The organism is Streptomyces durhamensis (assembly GCF_000725475.1).
In the GTDB taxonomy this organism is placed as follows: Bacteria; Actinomycetota; Actinomycetes; order Streptomycetales; family Streptomycetaceae; genus Streptomyces; species Streptomyces filipinensis.
The window spans coordinates 12,898-27,927 of record NZ_JNXR01000003.1; the positions used below are offsets into that span (position 1 = coordinate 12,898).

Sequence of the window (15,030 nt, forward strand, 5' to 3'; positions counted from 1 at the left end):
GCTCCCGCCTGAACCCCGCCGCCGCCCCCGGGCCACCGTGGGGCGTACCCACCCGGACCGGTACCCGTGGCCCCCGCGGGCGTGGGCGGCGCGCCCCGCGCGGGCGCTCGTACCGGTCCCCGTACGATGTCCCCGATGACCAGCACCACAGCGCACGCCCCGCGCCCGCCCGAGCGGCGGTGGCGCGGGCTGCTCGTGCTCGCGGTGCTGGCGGGGCTGTTGGGCATGCACGGCCTGGCGCCCGGCGGAGGCATGGGAAGGGCGGAGCACGCCCGGTCCACGCACCTCACCGGCGCCGTCTCCGTCGTGACGCAGGACGGCTGCCCGGGCGGCGACGGCCATTGCGGGGGCGGCCATCCGCACCACGCGGACCCCACCTGCGCCTCGGGCGCGGTGAACGGCGGCCCCCAGCCGCCCGCCCTCGCCCCCGACCCCGTGACGGCTCCCGCACCGGTCCACTGCCCGCGTTCCCGCGCGGCCACGGCACCGGATGGCGCCCGCGCCCCACCCACCCTGGCCGAACTCCAACTCCTGCGGATCTAGAGGGCCCCGCCGGCCGCAGCCGCGCGCCTGTCGGCGCAGCGCTCGCGGTCGTGCTCACACGTGCCCCGAATCCCTTGAGAACCGCAGGAGTTCCCGCATGACCATCCGCACTTCGACGCGCCGTGCCGCCCTGGCCGGCATGGCCGTCACCGCCGCCCTCGTCCTCGCCGCCTGCGGTGGCGGCGGTGACGGCGACGGCCACGCCGCCCACGGCCCGTCGGCCTCCCCGAGCGCGTCGGCCGCGAGGGCTCACAACGCCCAGGACGTCGCCTTCGCGCAGGGCATGATCCCGCACCACCAGCAGGCCCTGGAGATGGCGCGGCTCGCCCCCGGCCGGGCCTCCTCGGCGCGGGTGAAGGACCTCGCCACCCGCATCGAAAAGGCACAGGACCCCGAGATCCGCACCATGACCGGCTGGCTCACGTCCTGGGGCGAGCAGGTCCCCATGGCCGGCATGGACCACTCGGCTCACTCCGGAATGCCGGGAATGTCCGGGGCTTCCGGGATGATGAGTGACAGTGACATGACCGAGCTGAAGAAGGCCGAGGGCGCGGACTTCGACAAGAAGTTCCTGTCCCTGATGGTCGAGCACCACCGGGGCGCCGTCGAGATGGCCGGCACGGAGAAGGCCAAGGGCGCCTACGGGCCCGCCAAGGCGATGGCCGACGCCATCGTCACCACCCAGAACGCCGAGATCAAGGAGATGGGCAGGCTCCTCGGCAAGAGCTGAGCAGTGCGGCCCGGGGCCGCCTCCCGTCACAGCCGCACGATGACCAGTGCCGTGTCGTCGGTGGCGCCCCCGGGCGGCAGCAGTTCCAGCAGGACGGTGTCCGCGAGCCGCTCGGAACTCCACACGGCCGTCGGGGCGGACCAGGACGGGCGGCAGGTGTCCCGCACAGCTGCAGGTGATCGTGCGGCGGTCGAAGTCGATGAAGGTCGTGACGACCGTGGCCGATTCGGCGCCGTCCACGACGTGCGCGTACCGGCCGAGGACGTTCAGGGCCTCGGCCGGTCCCGCGGCGACCGGGAGGCGGCGCTCAACGCGCTGGGCAGCTGTCCGATGACCCCGGCCGCCTCCAGACCGTGGCCGACCACGTCGCCCACGGCCACACCGATGCGGTTGCCGCCTAACGGGTCGACGAGGTCGTACCAGTCCCCGCACACGTTCAGCGCGCCGACCGCGGGCCGGTAGCGCGCCCCACCACCTGCTCACGGGTGCGCCCGGCCACCCGCAGGAACTCCTTGTCGGTGTCCGCGAAGACCAGGTCGGGTGTCAGGAGCCCGGCAGCGCCTGGAACACGCCGTGCACGTCAGCCCGGCGGATCCGTCAGGGACTGCTCGGCCCAGATGACCTTTCCGCCGGGCACGAAACGGGTTCCCCATCCCTGGGCGAACTGGGAGACCAGCAGCAGTCCGCGGCCGCCCTCGTCCGTGGTGCGCGGATGGCGCAGATGGGGTGCGGTGGCGCCGCCGTCGGAGACCTCGCAGATCAGGGCGCGGTCCCGGATCAGCCGGAGCCGGATGGGGCCCTCCGCGTGCCGGATGGCGTTGGTGACCAGCTCGCTCACCACCAGCTCCGTGGTGAACGCCAGTTCCCCCAGACCCCACTCGGCCAGCTGCCGGTCGGCCTCCTTGCGGGCGTCGGCGACCACGGCCGGGTCGGCGGGCAGGTCCCAGTCGGCGACCCGGTCGGCGCCCAGCAGCCTGGTGCGGGCCATCAGCAGGGCCACGTCGTCGTGCGGCCGGTCCGGGACCAGGGCGTCGACCACGGTCCGGCAGTGCTGGTCGAGCGAGGGGGCGCCCCCCTCCAGGGCGCGTCGCAGCCGTTCGCGGTCGGCGTCGCCGGTGCCGTCGCCGGTGCCGCCGTCCCCGTGGGCCAGTAGCCCGTCGGTGTGCAGGACCAGCGTGCTGCCCTCCGCCAGCGCCAGCTCGACCGCTTCGAAGGGCGGCCCGTCCACTCCGAGCGGGGAGCCCTGCGGGAGGTCGACGAAGCCGACGGTGCCGTCGGGCCGGACGACGGCGGGCGCGGGATGGCCCGCGGCGGCCATCGTGCACCGCCCGTCGACGGGGTCGTAGACGACGTACACGCATCCCGGACCCGCCGCCCGGATCCCGGCGGGCTCCGGGGGCGGCACCCCTTCCTCCCGGGCCGTCCGCGCCACCAGGTCGTCGAGGTGCGCGAGGACCTCCTCCGGCGGCAGGTCGAGCGCCGCGAGCGTGCGTACGGCGGTGCGCAGTCCGCCCATGGCCGCGGCGGCGTCGATCCCGTGTCCCGGCACCTCGCCCACGACCAGGGCCACGCGCGCCCCGGACAGCGGGATGAGGTCGTACCAGTCGCCGCCCAGCCCGGTCAGCTCGTCGGCCGGCCGGTAGCAGGCGGCCACCTCCACCGCGTCCTGCGCGGGCAGCCGGTGCGGCAGCAGACGGCGCTGCAGGACCAGCGCCGCGTCCCGCTCGCGGGTGTAACGGCGGGCGTTGTCCACACAGACCGCCGCCCGGGACACCAGGTCCTCGGCGAGGCTCAGGTCGTCCTCGTCGAACGGCTCCTGGCGGCGGCGCCGGAAGAAGGTGGTGACGCCCATCGTGATGCCGCGCGCGCGGATCGGCACGATCATCACGCTGTGCAGGCCCAGCTCCAGGAAGGTGGCCGCCCGGCCGCCCGGGATGTCCTGGGCCCACTCCTTGGCCAGCGGGTCGAGCCGCTCCTCGCGCCAGGACCGGCCCGTGCTCAGACAGCGGACCGGGGGCGACCCGGCGAGGTAGGTGGCCACCTCGCCGATCCGGGCGACGGTCTCCGGGACCCCGGGGTTCACCGACTGGTGCCCGGCCCGCCGCAACGGCACCCGATCCGTGTCGCCCAGCGGCCCCGGCTCGGGCTCCGCACCCCGCAGCACGGACTCCAGCAGGTCCACGCTGACGAAGTCGGCGAAGTGCCGCACGGCCATGTCGGCCAGTTCCTGCGCGGTGCGCACGATGTCCAGGGTGCGGCCGATCTGCTCCCCGGCCCGGTCGAGCAGGGCCAGCCGCTGCCGGGCGCGGTACCGCTCGCTGATGTCGACGACGGTGTAGTACACGCCCATCGGGTGGCCCCGGTCGTCGTCGAGGCGGGTGAACGACATCATGTGCGCCGTCTCCCAGTGCGGCGCGGACCGCACCTCGCCGACATGCTCGTACCCGACCACCGGCCGGCCGGTCTCCAGCACCCGCCGCATCTGCGCCTCGATGCCCGCGGAGTCGATGCCGGGCTGGATCTCCGCCAGCCGGCGCCCCAGCCGCTCCCGCGCGGAGCCGCCGCCGTACCGCTCCAGGGCCGCGTTCGACCAGACGCACCGCAGTTCGGTGTCCACGATCGCGATGCCGACGGGGGAGCCGGTCACCATCTGCTCCAGCACCGCACGGCTCATGTCCCAGCCACGCGCCCCGGACATGTCGGAGAGGAGCACCAGCCAGTGCGGGGCGCCGCCGGGCTCCACCGCCGGGGTGATCCGCACCATCACCCGGACCGGCTGTCCGTCCTTGCGCCGTGCGGTCAGCAGCCCCGCCCAGCCGCCGTCCCTGAGACACCGTTCGGCCAGCTCGGGCACCCGCACGGCGTCCTCGGTGCACAGCAGACCGGTCGCCGGGGTCCCCACCACCTCGGGGGCCGCGTACGCCAGCAGCCGCTGGGCGTCCGGCGTCCAGCTGGTCACCACGCCCTGTGCGTCGAGCAGCAGGGGCGCGGCATCGGCCACGTCGAACCGGTGCCGGGCGACGTCCTGCTCCTCGTGAGTGCCCACGGCCGACCTCTCTGTCGCTGAGAGTGGTCTACCACCTCACGTCCCCATCCTCACCCTGCGGCCATCGGGTGGGGGACGGGGAGCGGGTGGGGGCGGTGTGCGGGCCACTCCGCCCCCACCCGGGGTCAGGAACCCAGTACCTTCCTCAGCGCCGCCAGCGCGGAACGCAGTTCCTCCGCCGCGATGGTCAGCGGGGGCGCCAGCCGGATCGTGGATCCGTGGGTGTCCTTCACCAGGATCCCTTCCCGCATCAGACGCTCGCTGACCTCCCGGCCGGTGCCGATCGCCGGGTCGACGTCGACGCCCGCCCACAGCCCGCGCGCCCGGAAGCCGACCACGCCCTCGCCGACGAGCTCGGTCAGGCCGTCCCGCAGGATCACGCCCAGCTCGGCGGCCCGCCGCTGGAACTCGCCGGTCTCCAGCAGCTCGACCACGGCGGTGCCGACCGCGGCGGCGAGCGGGTTGCCGCCGAACGTCGAGCCGTGCTCGCCCGGGTGCAGCACCCCCAGCACCTCGCGCCGGGCCACCACCGCCGACACCGGTACGATCCCGCCGCCGAGCGCCTTGCCGAGCAGCAGCATGTCCGGGACGACGTCCTCGTGCTCGACGGCGAGGGTGCGGCCCGTGCGGCCGAGGCCGGACTGGATCTCGTCCGCGATGAACAGGCATCCCCTGCGGCGGGTCAGTTCCCGCACCCCGGCCAGATAGCCGTCGTCCGGGATGATCACGCCCGCCTCGCCCTGGACCGGCTCGATGAGCACCGCCGCCGTCGTCTCGTCGACGGCCTCCTCCAGCGCGGCCAGGTCGTTGTACGGCACGATCCGGAAGCCGGGTGTGAACGGCCCGAAGCCGGCGCGGGCCGTCTCGTCGGTGGAGAAGCTGACGATGGTCGTCGTACGGCCGTGGAAGTTGTCCGCCGCGACCACGATCGTCGCCCGGTCGGCCGGGACACCCTTGACGTCGTACGCCCACTTGCGGGCCACCTTGATGCCGCTCTCCACCGCCTCGGCACCGGTGTTCATCGGCAGCACCATGTCCAGGCCGGTCAGCTGGGACAGCCGCTCCGCGAACTCCGCGAGCCGGTCGTTGTGGAAGGCCCGGGAGGTCAGCGTCAGCTGGTCGAGCTGGCGGTGCGCGGCCTCGACCAGCGCCGGGTGCCGGTGGCCGAAGTTGAGCGCCGAGTAACCGGCGAGCATGTCGAGGTAGCGGTTGCCCTCGACGTCCTCCACCCAGGTGCCCTCGGCCCGGGCCACCACCACGGGCAGCGGGTGGTAGTTGTGCGCGAGGACGGGTTCCTCGGCACGGATCAGGTCGGCGGACGTGCGGGTGCGCGCGGGGGCATCGAAGGACGCGGTCATCAGCGGATCTCCTGGGTGCAGCACTTGATGCCGCCGCCTGCCTTGTGGAACTCGGACAGGTCGACGGGGACGGGGACGTAACCGTGGTGGGCGAGACGGTCGGCGAGCGCCTCTGCCCGGGGCGCGATGAAGACGTTGCGGCCGTCGGACACGGAGTTCAGGCCGAATGCCATCGCGTCCTCCCGGGTGGCGAGCACCGCGTCCGGGTACAGGCGGCGCAGCACCTCGCGGCTGCCCGCCGAGAAGGCCTCGGGGTAGTAGCAGATGTTGCCCTCGTCGAGGACGAACAGCGCCGTGTCCAGGTGGTAGAAGTACGGGTCCACCAGGGTCAGGCCGATCACCGGGTGGCCGAGGAACTCCTGCGCCTCGCGGTGCGCCTCGCGCGTGGTGCGGAAACCGGTGCCGGCGAGCACGTACCGGCCCGTCCACACCAGGTCGCCCTCACCCTCGGTCACCGACTCGGGGCGGTACACGTCGTAGCCCGCCGCCTTGAACCAGGTGTCGTAGTGCACCGACTCGGGGCGCCGCTCCGGTGCGTGGAACAGGGAGCCGAAGACCCGGCCGCCGACCACGCACGCCGCGTTGGCGGCGAAGACCATGTCGGGCAGTCCGGGGACCGGCTCGACCGACTCGACGCTGTGCCCGTGCGCACGGTAGGCGCGGATCAGCGTCTGCCACTGCTCCTGGGCGAGGTCCAGGTCGACGGGCCGGTCGGGCTGCATCCACGGATTGATCGCGTACTGCACGGCGAAATGTCTGGGTTCACAGACGAGAAAGCGCCGAGGGCGCTGTACACGGGTTTCGGACACAGAGGGTTCCCTCCGCTTTGCAGTGTGTCACTGGGGGTGTGACCACGGTAGAAAGGGAAACAGACGCCCGACAAGCAAAAAAAGCTGCGCAGATGCGCAGCATCGCTGCGTTCTTCAGCGTGTGCGCGCACTACTCCTGCGCATACCTCGGGTCATTCCGGCGCCGCATGGGTCGCTCCCGCTTCCGGGCTTTCCGGGAGGAGATGGGACAGCACCATCACGCTGATCGTCTTCCGGATGAACGGCTCGACGCGGATCCGCTCCAGCACCTCCTCGAAGTGCTCCACGTCCCGCGCCCGCACATGCAGCAGCGCGTCGGCACCGCCGGTGACCGTCATCGCCGCCACGATCTCCGGATGGTTGCGGACGACCTCCGCCAGGCGCCGGGGCGGGGCCGCGCCCTCGCAGTACACCTCTACGTACGCCTCCGTGCGCCAGCCGAGCGCCGAGGGCTTCACCGTCGCCGTGAACCCGGTGATCACGCCGGTCTCGCGCAGCCGGTCCACCCGCCGCTTGACCGCCGTCGCGGACAGGCCGATACCCGCGCCGATCTCGGCGAAGCTGGTCCGGGAGTTCGCCATCAGCGCGGTGATGATCTTGCGGTCGAGGTCGTCGAAGGAGGGTGTCCTGCTGCTCATGCGGGCACTGTAGTCAGCCCCGCTCGGCAGCGGACCTCACGACTGGGTGACGACCATGGCGAGCGTCAGCAGACCCAGCACCACCCAGCCGAACCACAGCCAGCCGTTGCCGCCGAGCACGACCGTGTAGGCGGTCACGACGACGAGCCCGCCGACCGTGAGAACCCCCATCGCCTTGGTGGAACCGTTCGTGGAACCGGGCATCGCGACACCCTCCTCTTGGTCCGTCCATGACCATGGTGCCCTGATTCCCGGCCGGAGGGGATGGCTCCGCGTCAGCCCTCTCGCGCGTTCAGGGAGGCCAGGTAGGCGTTGTACGCCTCCAGCTCCCTGTCGCCGTCCCGGTCCGCCGCCCGGTCCTTGCGCTTGGCCTGCCGCTGCTCGGAGCCGTACCACTGGAACAGCAGCGCGATCAGCACCAGCACGGACGGGATCTCGCTGAACGCCCAGGCGATCCCGCCGGCGGCGTTCTGGTCGGACAGCGCGTCGATGCCGAGCGAGGCCGACGGGTGCCGGAAGGTGTCCACCATCGGCTCGGACGCCATCATCAGGGCGATGCCGAAGAAGGCGTGGAACGGCATGCCGGCGAACAGCTCCAGCATCCGCATCAGATGCCCCGGCCGGTGCGGACCCGGATCGACGCCGATGATCGGCCAGAAGAACACCACGCCCACGGCGAGGAAGTGCACCATCATCGCGATGTGCCCGGCCCTGGACCCCATCAGGAAATCGAACAACGGGGAGAAGTACAGCGCGTACAGGCTCGCGATGAACAGCGGGATGGTGAACACCGGGTGGGTGATGACCCGCATGTACCGGCTGTGCAGCAGCGCCAGCAGCAGCTCGCGCGGCCCCCTGCGGCCCCGGCCGGCAGCCGGCAGCGCGCGCAGCGCCAGCGTGACCGGCGCGCCGAGCAGGATCAGGATCGGCGACAGCATGCTGATGACCATGTGCTGCACCATGTGCACGCTGAACATGACCATGCCGTAGTCGTTCAGCCGGGTGCACATGACCAGGGCGATCGTGAGTACACCGACGACGTACGCCACCGTACGGCCGACGGGCCACGCGTCCCCGCGCCTCCGCAGCCGTACGACGCCCCAGCCGTACAGACCCAGCCCGAGCAGACAGGCGACGAGGAAGAAGGGGTCCGCCGACCACTGGAGCCCCCGCCCCAGCGTGAACGGCGGCAGATCCATCATCATGCCGTGCCCGCTGTGATCCATCCGGCGGCTCCTGATTCGTGGGGGTTGTGCGAGTTGTCCGCCCCAAGAGTAGAACCGCCCCCGGTCACGGCGGTGACCGGGGGCGGGTTGTTCTCGGGTGAACTACAGAACGCACTCCGCCTCGTCGTAGCGCTCCACGGGAACGGTCTTCAGGGTCTCCACGGCCTCCGCCAGCGACACCATCACGATGTCGGTCCCGCGCAGGGCGGTCATCCTCCCGAACTCACCGCGGTGCACGGCCTCCACCGCGTGCCACCCGAAGCGGGTCGCCAGTACCCGGTCGTAGGCGGTCGGCGTGCCGCCCCGCTGGACATGCCCGAGGATGACGGGCCGCGCTTCCTTGCCGAGCCGGTGCTCCAGCTCGACGGAGAGCTGCCGGGCGATGCCGGCGAAGCGCTCGTGGCCGTAGATGTCCTTGCCGCCCTCGTCGAAGTCCATCGTGCCGGCCTTCGGCTTGGCCCCTTCGGCCGCGACCACGATCGCGAACCGCTTGCCCGCGTCGAACCGCTCGCCGACCCGCGCCGTCAACTCGTCGATGTCGAAGGGGCGTTCCGGGACGACGATGGCGTGGGCGCCGGCCGCCATGCCGGAGTGCAGCGCGATCCAGCCGGTGTGCCGGCCCATGACCTCCACGATCAGCACCCGCTGGTGCGACTCGGCGGTGGTCTTCAGCCGGTCCAGCGCCTCGGTCGCCACGGTGACGGCCGTGTCGAAGCCGAAGGTGACGTCCGTGACGGCGATGTCGTTGTCGATGGTCTTGGGCACACCCACGATCGGCAGCCCGTTGTCCGACAGCAGCCGGGCCGCCTTCAGTGTGCCCTCACCGCCGATCGGGATGATCGCGTCCAGGCCGAGCTCCTGGACATGGCCCTTGGCCCGTTCCACGCCGTCGCGCAGGTGCTCCGGGCGGACCCGGGAGGAGCCGAGGATGGTGCCGCCGCGGGCCAGGATGCCGCCGACGGCGTCGAGGTCGAGCTTGAGATAGTCGCACTCCAGGAGGCCCTTCCAGCCGTCCCGGAAACCGATGACCTCGTCGCCGTGGTCGGCGACGGCACGGTGCACGACGGACCGGATGACGGCGTTCAGGCCGGGGCAGTCGCCGCCGGACGTGAGGACACCAATGCGCATAGCCCGAATACCTTCTCAACGTGGGCCGGGTAACCGGACCACGTTGTCCGGCGGATTCCCGGCCACCCTACCGGCGTGAGGGGGTGGCTCCGTAGCGGGCGTCCGCCTGCTGGACGCGCCCGCACATGTGAGCGGACGGCCTGTCAGGCGGGCCCACTACGAGCCTGCCGGGGTGCGCTGAAGTACCGCTGGAGCGACGCTTACGCGGGCTGCTGGGCGGCCGAGATGCGCTCGTTGCGGAGCGCCTCGTACCAGCGGTCGTCGACCGGCGGCAGCGCGTTGACGTCGAGCGCCAGCTTCAGCAGCAGGTCCGCGATCTGCGGGTTGCGGGCGAGGACCGGGCCGTGCATGTAGGTACCGAAGACGGTCCCGTTGTACGCGCCCTCCGTGCCGTCCCCGGTGCCGTTGCCGTTGCCGACCTTCACGTGGGCGAAGGGGCGGGCGCTCGGGCCGACGTGGGTGACGCCCTGGTGGTTCTCGAAGCCGGTCAGCTGCGGCAGCCCGAGCTGCGGGTCGACGTCGGCGAGCACGTCACCGACGCACCGCTCGCCCTCGCCGCGCACCGAGACCACGTCCAGCAGGCCGAGGCCCGGCTCGCGCTGGCCGAGGTCGTTCACGAACTCGTGGCCGAGGATCTGGTAGCCGGCGCACACGGAGAAGACGATCGCGCCGTTCTGCACCGCACGCTGCAGATGCCCGTCACGGCGCAGCCGCTCGGCGGCGAGCCGCTGCGGACGGTCCTCGCCGCCACCGATCAGGTAGATGTCGCCGGAGGTCGGGATCGGCTGGTCGCTGCGCACGTCGAGCCGCGCCACGTCCAGGCCGCGCTGCCGCGCCCGGCGCTCCACGACGAGGGCGTTGCCCTGGTCGCCGTAGGTGCTCAGCAGGTCCGGGTAGATCCACACCAGCCGCAGTTGGTTGTCGCTCATGAGGTGATCGCCCTTCGAAGATCAGTTGCCGACGCGACGGCGCAGGTCCTGGAACGCGGTGTAGTTCGCGATGACCTCGACACGGCCCGGCGGGCACATCTGCACGGCCTGGTCGAGGTCCTCGCAGACCTGGAAGTGCTGGTTCGCGACCTCCAGGCGGACAGCGAGGTCGAGCTTCCGGTCGCCGATGACGAAGATCGGGTGGCCGGTCAGCCGGGTGTAGTCGACGTCCCACAGCCAGGAGGTGTCGGTGCCGTCGGCCCCACGGGCGTTCACGGACAGGATCACCGGTGCGGGCGGCGGGTCGATCAGCGAGAACGTCTCCAGCCAGCCGGCCGGGTTCTTCGCCAGCAGCAGCCGCAGATCACGGTTCTGGAACTGGACGACGTCGTAGCGACCGGCCACGGCCTGCACCTGGTACATCCGCTCCAGGGCGACCTGGGGCGGCACGCCGAACACGGCCGCGACGGCCGCGGAGCTGGCCGCGTTCGCCTTGTTGGCGCGGCCCGGCAGCTGCAGGTGGATCGGCCAGGCGGAGCCGTGCGGGTCCAGCACATGATCCCCGGACAGCGCCCAGGTCGGCGTGGGCCGCCGGAACCCGCATTCGCCGCAGAACCAGTCGTCGCCCGGGCGCTGCATCACGCCACCGCACGACGGGCAGGACCAGGCGTCCTCCTGCCACATCTGCCCGGCCGCGACCCAGACCACGTTCGGCGAGGAGGACGCGGCCCACACCACCAGCGGGTCGTCGCAGTTGGCGACCACGAAGGCCTTGGTCCCGGCCAGACCCTCACGCCAGTTCTCGGCGAGCATCCGGGTCTCGGCGGCCCGGTCGAGCTGGTCGCGGGAGAGGTTGAGCAGGGCGATGCACTTGGGATCCGTGTCCCGCGCCACACCGGCCAGGTACTTCTCGTCGACCTCGATGACACCGAACTTCGCGTCCGAGCCGCCCGCGAGCGCGGAGGTGATACCGGCCGGCATGTTGGCGCCGAGCGCGTTCGACACGACCGGACCCGCGGCGCGCAGCGCCTCGGCGATCAGCCGGGTGGTCGTCGTCTTGCCGTTGGTGGCGGAGACCAGGACGACGTCCAGGTTCTGGGCGAGCCGTGCGAGCAGATCGGGGTCGAGCTTCAGCGCGACCCGGCCACCGATCACCGACCCGCTGCCGCGCCCCGCTGCGCGTGATGCCGCAGCGACCGCCTTGCCCGCGGTCACGGCCAGCTTGGCCCGCGGCGAGAGCGGGTCCGAGTTGCCTGCCATCAGTTCTCGATCCTCCTTGCGTACGCGCCGCGCCTGGGGCCATCCGGCAACGTGGTGTGGACCTGAAGCCTATCGAGATCCATTCGCACACCCGAATCCCGGCCCACACCTGTGCGGCGGGCATGAGCTGAAGGAACCGTACCCTTGCCGCTATGCGACACGGCACGATCCCGGGCGCCCACGGGCGAGTCCGGCCTCTTTCCCTGCTCGGCGACGCGCCGCTGCGCGAGCAATGCCGGGAAGTCACCGACTTCGGCCCCGATCTGGCGGTGCTCGTGGAGGACTTGTTCGCCACGATGTACGCGGCGCAGGGGGTGGGGCTGGCGGCGAACCAGATCGGGGTGGGACTGCGGGTGTTCGTGTTCGACTGCCCGGACGACGACGATGTCCGTCATCTCGGACATGTGGTGAACCCGCGTCTGGTGGAGACGGACGGGGTGGTCCTCCGGGGGCCCGAGGGCTGTCTGTCCCTGCCGGGGCTGGAGGCGGGCACGGAACGGTTCGACCACGCGGTGGTCGAGGGATTCACGGTGACCGGAGAGCCGGTCACCGTGCACGGCACGGGTTTCTTCGCCAGGTGCCTGCAGCACGAGTGCGACCACCTGGAGGGCCGGGTGTACGCGGACCACCTCGGGGGCTGGCGGAAGCGAAGACTGGCCAGGCAGATCAAGCGGGCTTCATGGCACCGGGGGAGTGGTCCCGCCTGAAGGGGCGCGGAGCCGTATCGGCATGCGGCTCCGCCGCGTGGGCGCGGCGAGCCCCCACGCGCCCGCAGTCGAGCAGCGGCCGTCAGAACCCCGGGCCGCCCATCCTGTCCCCCGCGGCCGCAAGCCGCCCCCACAGCAGATCGGCGAGAGACCGCACCAACTCGGCCCGGGAGCAAGGGCGTTCCCCCAGCCACCAGTCGCCCGCCGCGTGCATCATCCCGACGATCCCGTGTCCCCACACCCGGGCCAGCTGCTGACTCTCCGGCCCCAGGTCCACCCGCTCCTCGATGACCTGGGCCAGCTCCTCGCCCATCCGCCGGAGCAGCGGAGCACTGTGCTTGCCGACGTCGAAGCCCTGGTCGCCCCCGGCGCTGCCCTCCGAGGGATGCATCAGGAACCGGTAGACCTGAGGCCGGGCCTCGATCGCCGCGAGATAGGTGTCCAGCGTGGACTCGACCCGCTCGCGCCGGTCGGCCGGAGCGTCCAGCGCCGCCCGCAGTGAATCGAGCAGCGCGTCCGTGTGCCGCTTGGCCAAAGCCGCGTAAAGGCCGCCCTTGTCGCCGAAGTGGCGGTAAAGGATCGGCTTCGTGATTCCGGCCTCCGCCGCGATCGCGTTCATCGACGCCTGCGGGCCGTCGCGCAGCACCACCCGGTCGGCGGCCTCCAGCAGCTCGCGCCGTCGGCGGTCGGCGGACCGCTGCTGATCGGTCCGCTGTGTGGTGTCCATGTGCTCTCCCCACCCGTGCTGATTCGGTGACGCCTGCGCAAACTAACACTGACTGGGCCCCTGACATCGAACGGGATGCCGGGACGTCTTCGCAGGTTGACTTTTCCTACCCGCCGGTAACAGACTCGGGTTACCGCTAGTAACATCGTATTGCCGCCGCTGGAGGGGACATGGCCGAGTTCACCATGGAGCTGAACGACGAACAGAAGGAAGTCCGGGACTGGCTCCATGGCTTCGCCGCCGACGTGATCCGCCCCGCGGCCGCCGAGTGGGACGAGCGCGAGGAGACTCCCTGGCCGGTCATCCAGGAGGCCGCGAAGGTCGGCATCTACTCCCTCGACTTCTACGCGCAGCAGTACTTCGACCCCACCGGCCTCGGTGTCCCGATGGCCATGGAGGAGCTCTTCTGGGGCGATGCGGGCATCGCCCTCTCCATTGTGGGCACCGGTCTCGCCGCCGTGGGCGTTCTCGCCAACGGAACCGAGGAGCAGATCGGCACCTGGATCCCGCAGATGTACGGCGACCAGAACGATGTCAAGGTCGCCGCGTTCTGCTCCTCCGAGCCCGACGCCGGCTCGGACGTCGCCTCCCTGCGCACGCGCGCCGTGTACGACGAGGCCAAGGACGAGTGGGTGATCAACGGCACGAAGACCTGGGCGACCAACGGCGGCATCGCGAACGTCCACGTCGTCGTCGCGAGCGTCGACCCGGAGGTGGGCTCCAAGGGCCACGCCTCCTTCATCGTCCCGCCGGGCACGCCGGGCCTGTCCCAGGGCCAGAAGTTCAAGAAGCACGGCATCCGCGCCTCGCACACCGCCGAGGTCGTCCTCGACGACGTCCGCGTCCCCGGCTCCTGCCTGCTCGGCGGCAAGGAGAAGCTGGACGAGCGGCTCGCGCGGGCCCGCGAGAAGGCGAAGGCGGCGGGAGGCGACCGGGTGAAGAACGCGGCGATGGCCACGTTCGAGGCGTCCCGCCCCGCCGTCGGCGCGATGGCGGTCGGCACCGCCCGGGCCGCGTACGAGGTCGCCCTCGACTACGCCAGGACCCGGGAGCAGTTCGGGCGGCCGATCATCGACAACCAGGGGGTCGCCTTCCAGCTCGCGGACATGCGGACGCAGATCGACGCGGCCCGGCTGCTCGTGTGGCGGGCGTCCTGGATGGCGGTCAACGGCAAGCCGTTCACCGCCGCCGAGGGGTCGATGTCGAAGCTGTTCGCGAGTGAGACGGCGAAGAAGGTGACCGCGCAGGCGATCCAGATCCTGGGCGGCAACGGGTACACCCGTGAGTACCCGGTCGAGCGGATGCACCGGGACAGCGCGATCTACACGATCTTCGAGGGGACGAGCGAGATCCAGCGGCTCGTCATCGCGCGGACCCTGGCCGGGATGCCGATCCGGTAGGGACACTCACCGGTGTCTGAGAGGCGTGAGCTGCTCGATGTCGTACTTCGCCCTCAGCGCCTCGATGGCCTCATGGTCCGGCGGGCCGCCGGTGCCCAGGATCTCCAGCAGCTCCTCGAAGTAGCGTTCGTGATCCGGGGGCGGGGACGCCTGGAAGAACATCTTCGCCGGCGTGTCCGTCGGGTTCGCGAACGCGTGCGGACACCCCGGCGGTACGACGATGACCGTGCCGGGCGTCGCCCGGACCACCCGGCCGCCCGAACCCGACTCCCACTTCTGCCAGTTGTCGGGTGTGCGGATGCGCGGCTCGAAGGCGAGCACGTCCAGCTCGCCCTCGAGGACGTAGAACAACTCCTCGCTGCGCGTGTGCACATGGGCGCCCACGTCGAAGCCCGGCGGGACCTCCACCTCGAAGGTGGAGGCGATCCGCGAGTGGGTGCCGGTGACCTTGAACGTCACACGCTGCGCCGGTGTCGCCACGACCCGGCCGTGGCCCGGCGGCACGAGCAGTCCCTCGGTCTGTGTCATC

Annotated in this window: 15 protein-coding genes and 1 pseudogene; 4 read left to right on the forward strand and 12 right to left on the reverse strand. The window is 71.6% G+C overall.

From position 1 onward, the window contains the following. Window positions 1-135 precede the first annotated feature (135 nt). Both IO33_RS0103775 and IO33_RS0103780 read left to right on the forward strand, forming a co-directional pair. Entirely contained in the window at window positions 136-543 is a 408-nt protein-coding gene (locus IO33_RS0103775; RefSeq protein WP_031160146.1) for a DUF6153 family protein, read from the forward strand. A 97-nt stretch (window positions 544-640) separates the two neighbouring features. After that, entirely contained in the window at window positions 641-1,273 is a 633-nt protein-coding gene (locus IO33_RS0103780; protein WP_031160147.1) for a DUF305 domain-containing protein, read from the forward strand. A gap of 26 nt (window positions 1,274-1,299) precedes the next feature. Here the strand turns inward: IO33_RS0103780 and IO33_RS46890 are convergent. The 10 genes and pseudogenes from IO33_RS46890 to IO33_RS0103835 all read right to left on the reverse strand — a co-directional run. Beyond that, window positions 1,300-1,737 (reverse strand): annotated as a pseudogene (locus tag IO33_RS46890) (PP2C family protein-serine/threonine phosphatase); the annotation flags it as partial. Window positions 1,738-1,853: 116 nt separating this feature from the next. Next, window positions 1,854-4,319 (reverse strand): SpoIIE family protein phosphatase, encoded by a 2,466-nt coding sequence (locus IO33_RS0103795; RefSeq protein WP_031160149.1) that lies wholly within the window; start codon window positions 4,317-4,319, stop codon window positions 1,854-1,856. 125 nt (window positions 4,320-4,444) lie between these two features. Then, on the reverse strand, window positions 4,445-5,677 hold the full coding sequence (gene rocD / locus IO33_RS0103800; protein WP_031160152.1) for an ornithine--oxo-acid transaminase: 1,233 nt from the start codon (window positions 5,675-5,677) through the stop codon (window positions 4,445-4,447). Then, complete coding sequence (ddaH, locus tag IO33_RS0103805) at window positions 5,677-6,486, reverse strand: dimethylargininase (protein WP_031160155.1); 810 nt, start codon at window positions 6,484-6,486, stop codon at window positions 5,677-5,679. The genes rocD and ddaH overlap by 1 nt, the downstream gene beginning before the upstream one ends. Before the next feature lie 152 nt (window positions 6,487-6,638). Then, on the reverse strand, window positions 6,639-7,124 hold the full coding sequence (locus IO33_RS0103810) for an Lrp/AsnC family transcriptional regulator (RefSeq protein WP_031160158.1): 486 nt from the start codon (window positions 7,122-7,124) through the stop codon (window positions 6,639-6,641). A 36-nt stretch (window positions 7,125-7,160) separates the two neighbouring features. Next, window positions 7,161-7,328, reverse strand: coding sequence for a hypothetical protein (locus IO33_RS49140; RefSeq protein WP_031160160.1), 168 nt, complete (start codon window positions 7,326-7,328; stop codon window positions 7,161-7,163). 71 nt (window positions 7,329-7,399) lie between these two features. Further along, window positions 7,400-8,350, reverse strand: a complete 951-nt coding sequence (locus tag IO33_RS0103820) for a cytochrome c oxidase assembly protein (protein ID WP_031160162.1) — start codon at window positions 8,348-8,350, stop codon at window positions 7,400-7,402. Window positions 8,351-8,452: 102 nt separating this feature from the next. Continuing rightward, a complete protein-coding gene (locus IO33_RS0103825; RefSeq protein ID WP_031160165.1) occupies window positions 8,453-9,478 on the reverse strand; it encodes a 6-phosphofructokinase in 1,026 nt (341 codons plus the stop codon). A gap of 200 nt (window positions 9,479-9,678) precedes the next feature. Then, the gene (locus tag IO33_RS0103830; RefSeq protein WP_031160167.1) at window positions 9,679-10,407 is read right to left on the reverse strand and encodes a type 1 glutamine amidotransferase; all 729 of its coding nucleotides are present in this window, start codon (window positions 10,405-10,407) and stop codon (window positions 9,679-9,681) included. Window positions 10,408-10,428: 21 nt separating this feature from the next. Next, window positions 10,429-11,667 carry a MurT ligase domain-containing protein gene (locus tag IO33_RS0103835; protein WP_031160170.1) on the reverse strand — a complete coding sequence of 413 codons (1,239 nt, stop codon included), beginning with the start codon at window positions 11,665-11,667 and terminating at the stop codon, window positions 10,429-10,431. Between the two features lie 152 nt (window positions 11,668-11,819). On the opposite strand from IO33_RS0103835, the gene def reads away from it, so the two are divergent. Beyond that, window positions 11,820-12,374: a peptide deformylase gene (def, locus tag IO33_RS0103840; RefSeq protein WP_031160173.1), complete on the forward strand. Its 555-nt coding sequence runs from the start codon at window positions 11,820-11,822 to the stop codon at window positions 12,372-12,374. 82 nt (window positions 12,375-12,456) lie between these two features. Here def and IO33_RS0103845 read toward each other — a convergent pair whose 3' ends face one another. Next, window positions 12,457-13,101: a TetR/AcrR family transcriptional regulator gene (locus IO33_RS0103845; RefSeq protein ID WP_031160175.1), complete on the reverse strand. Its 645-nt coding sequence runs from the start codon at window positions 13,099-13,101 to the stop codon at window positions 12,457-12,459. A 170-nt stretch (window positions 13,102-13,271) separates the two neighbouring features. Here IO33_RS0103845 and IO33_RS0103850 point away from each other — a divergent pair, with 170 nt between their 5' ends. Then, window positions 13,272-14,501 (forward strand): acyl-CoA dehydrogenase family protein, encoded by a 1,230-nt coding sequence (locus IO33_RS0103850; protein WP_031160177.1) that lies wholly within the window; start codon window positions 13,272-13,274, stop codon window positions 14,499-14,501. 6 nt (window positions 14,502-14,507) lie between these two features. On the opposite strand, the gene IO33_RS0103855 is transcribed toward IO33_RS0103850, so the two are convergent. Next, a complete protein-coding gene (locus tag IO33_RS0103855) occupies window positions 14,508-15,029 on the reverse strand; it encodes a cupin domain-containing protein (protein ID WP_031160179.1) in 522 nt (173 codons plus the stop codon). Window position 15,030: the final 1 nt, after the last annotated feature.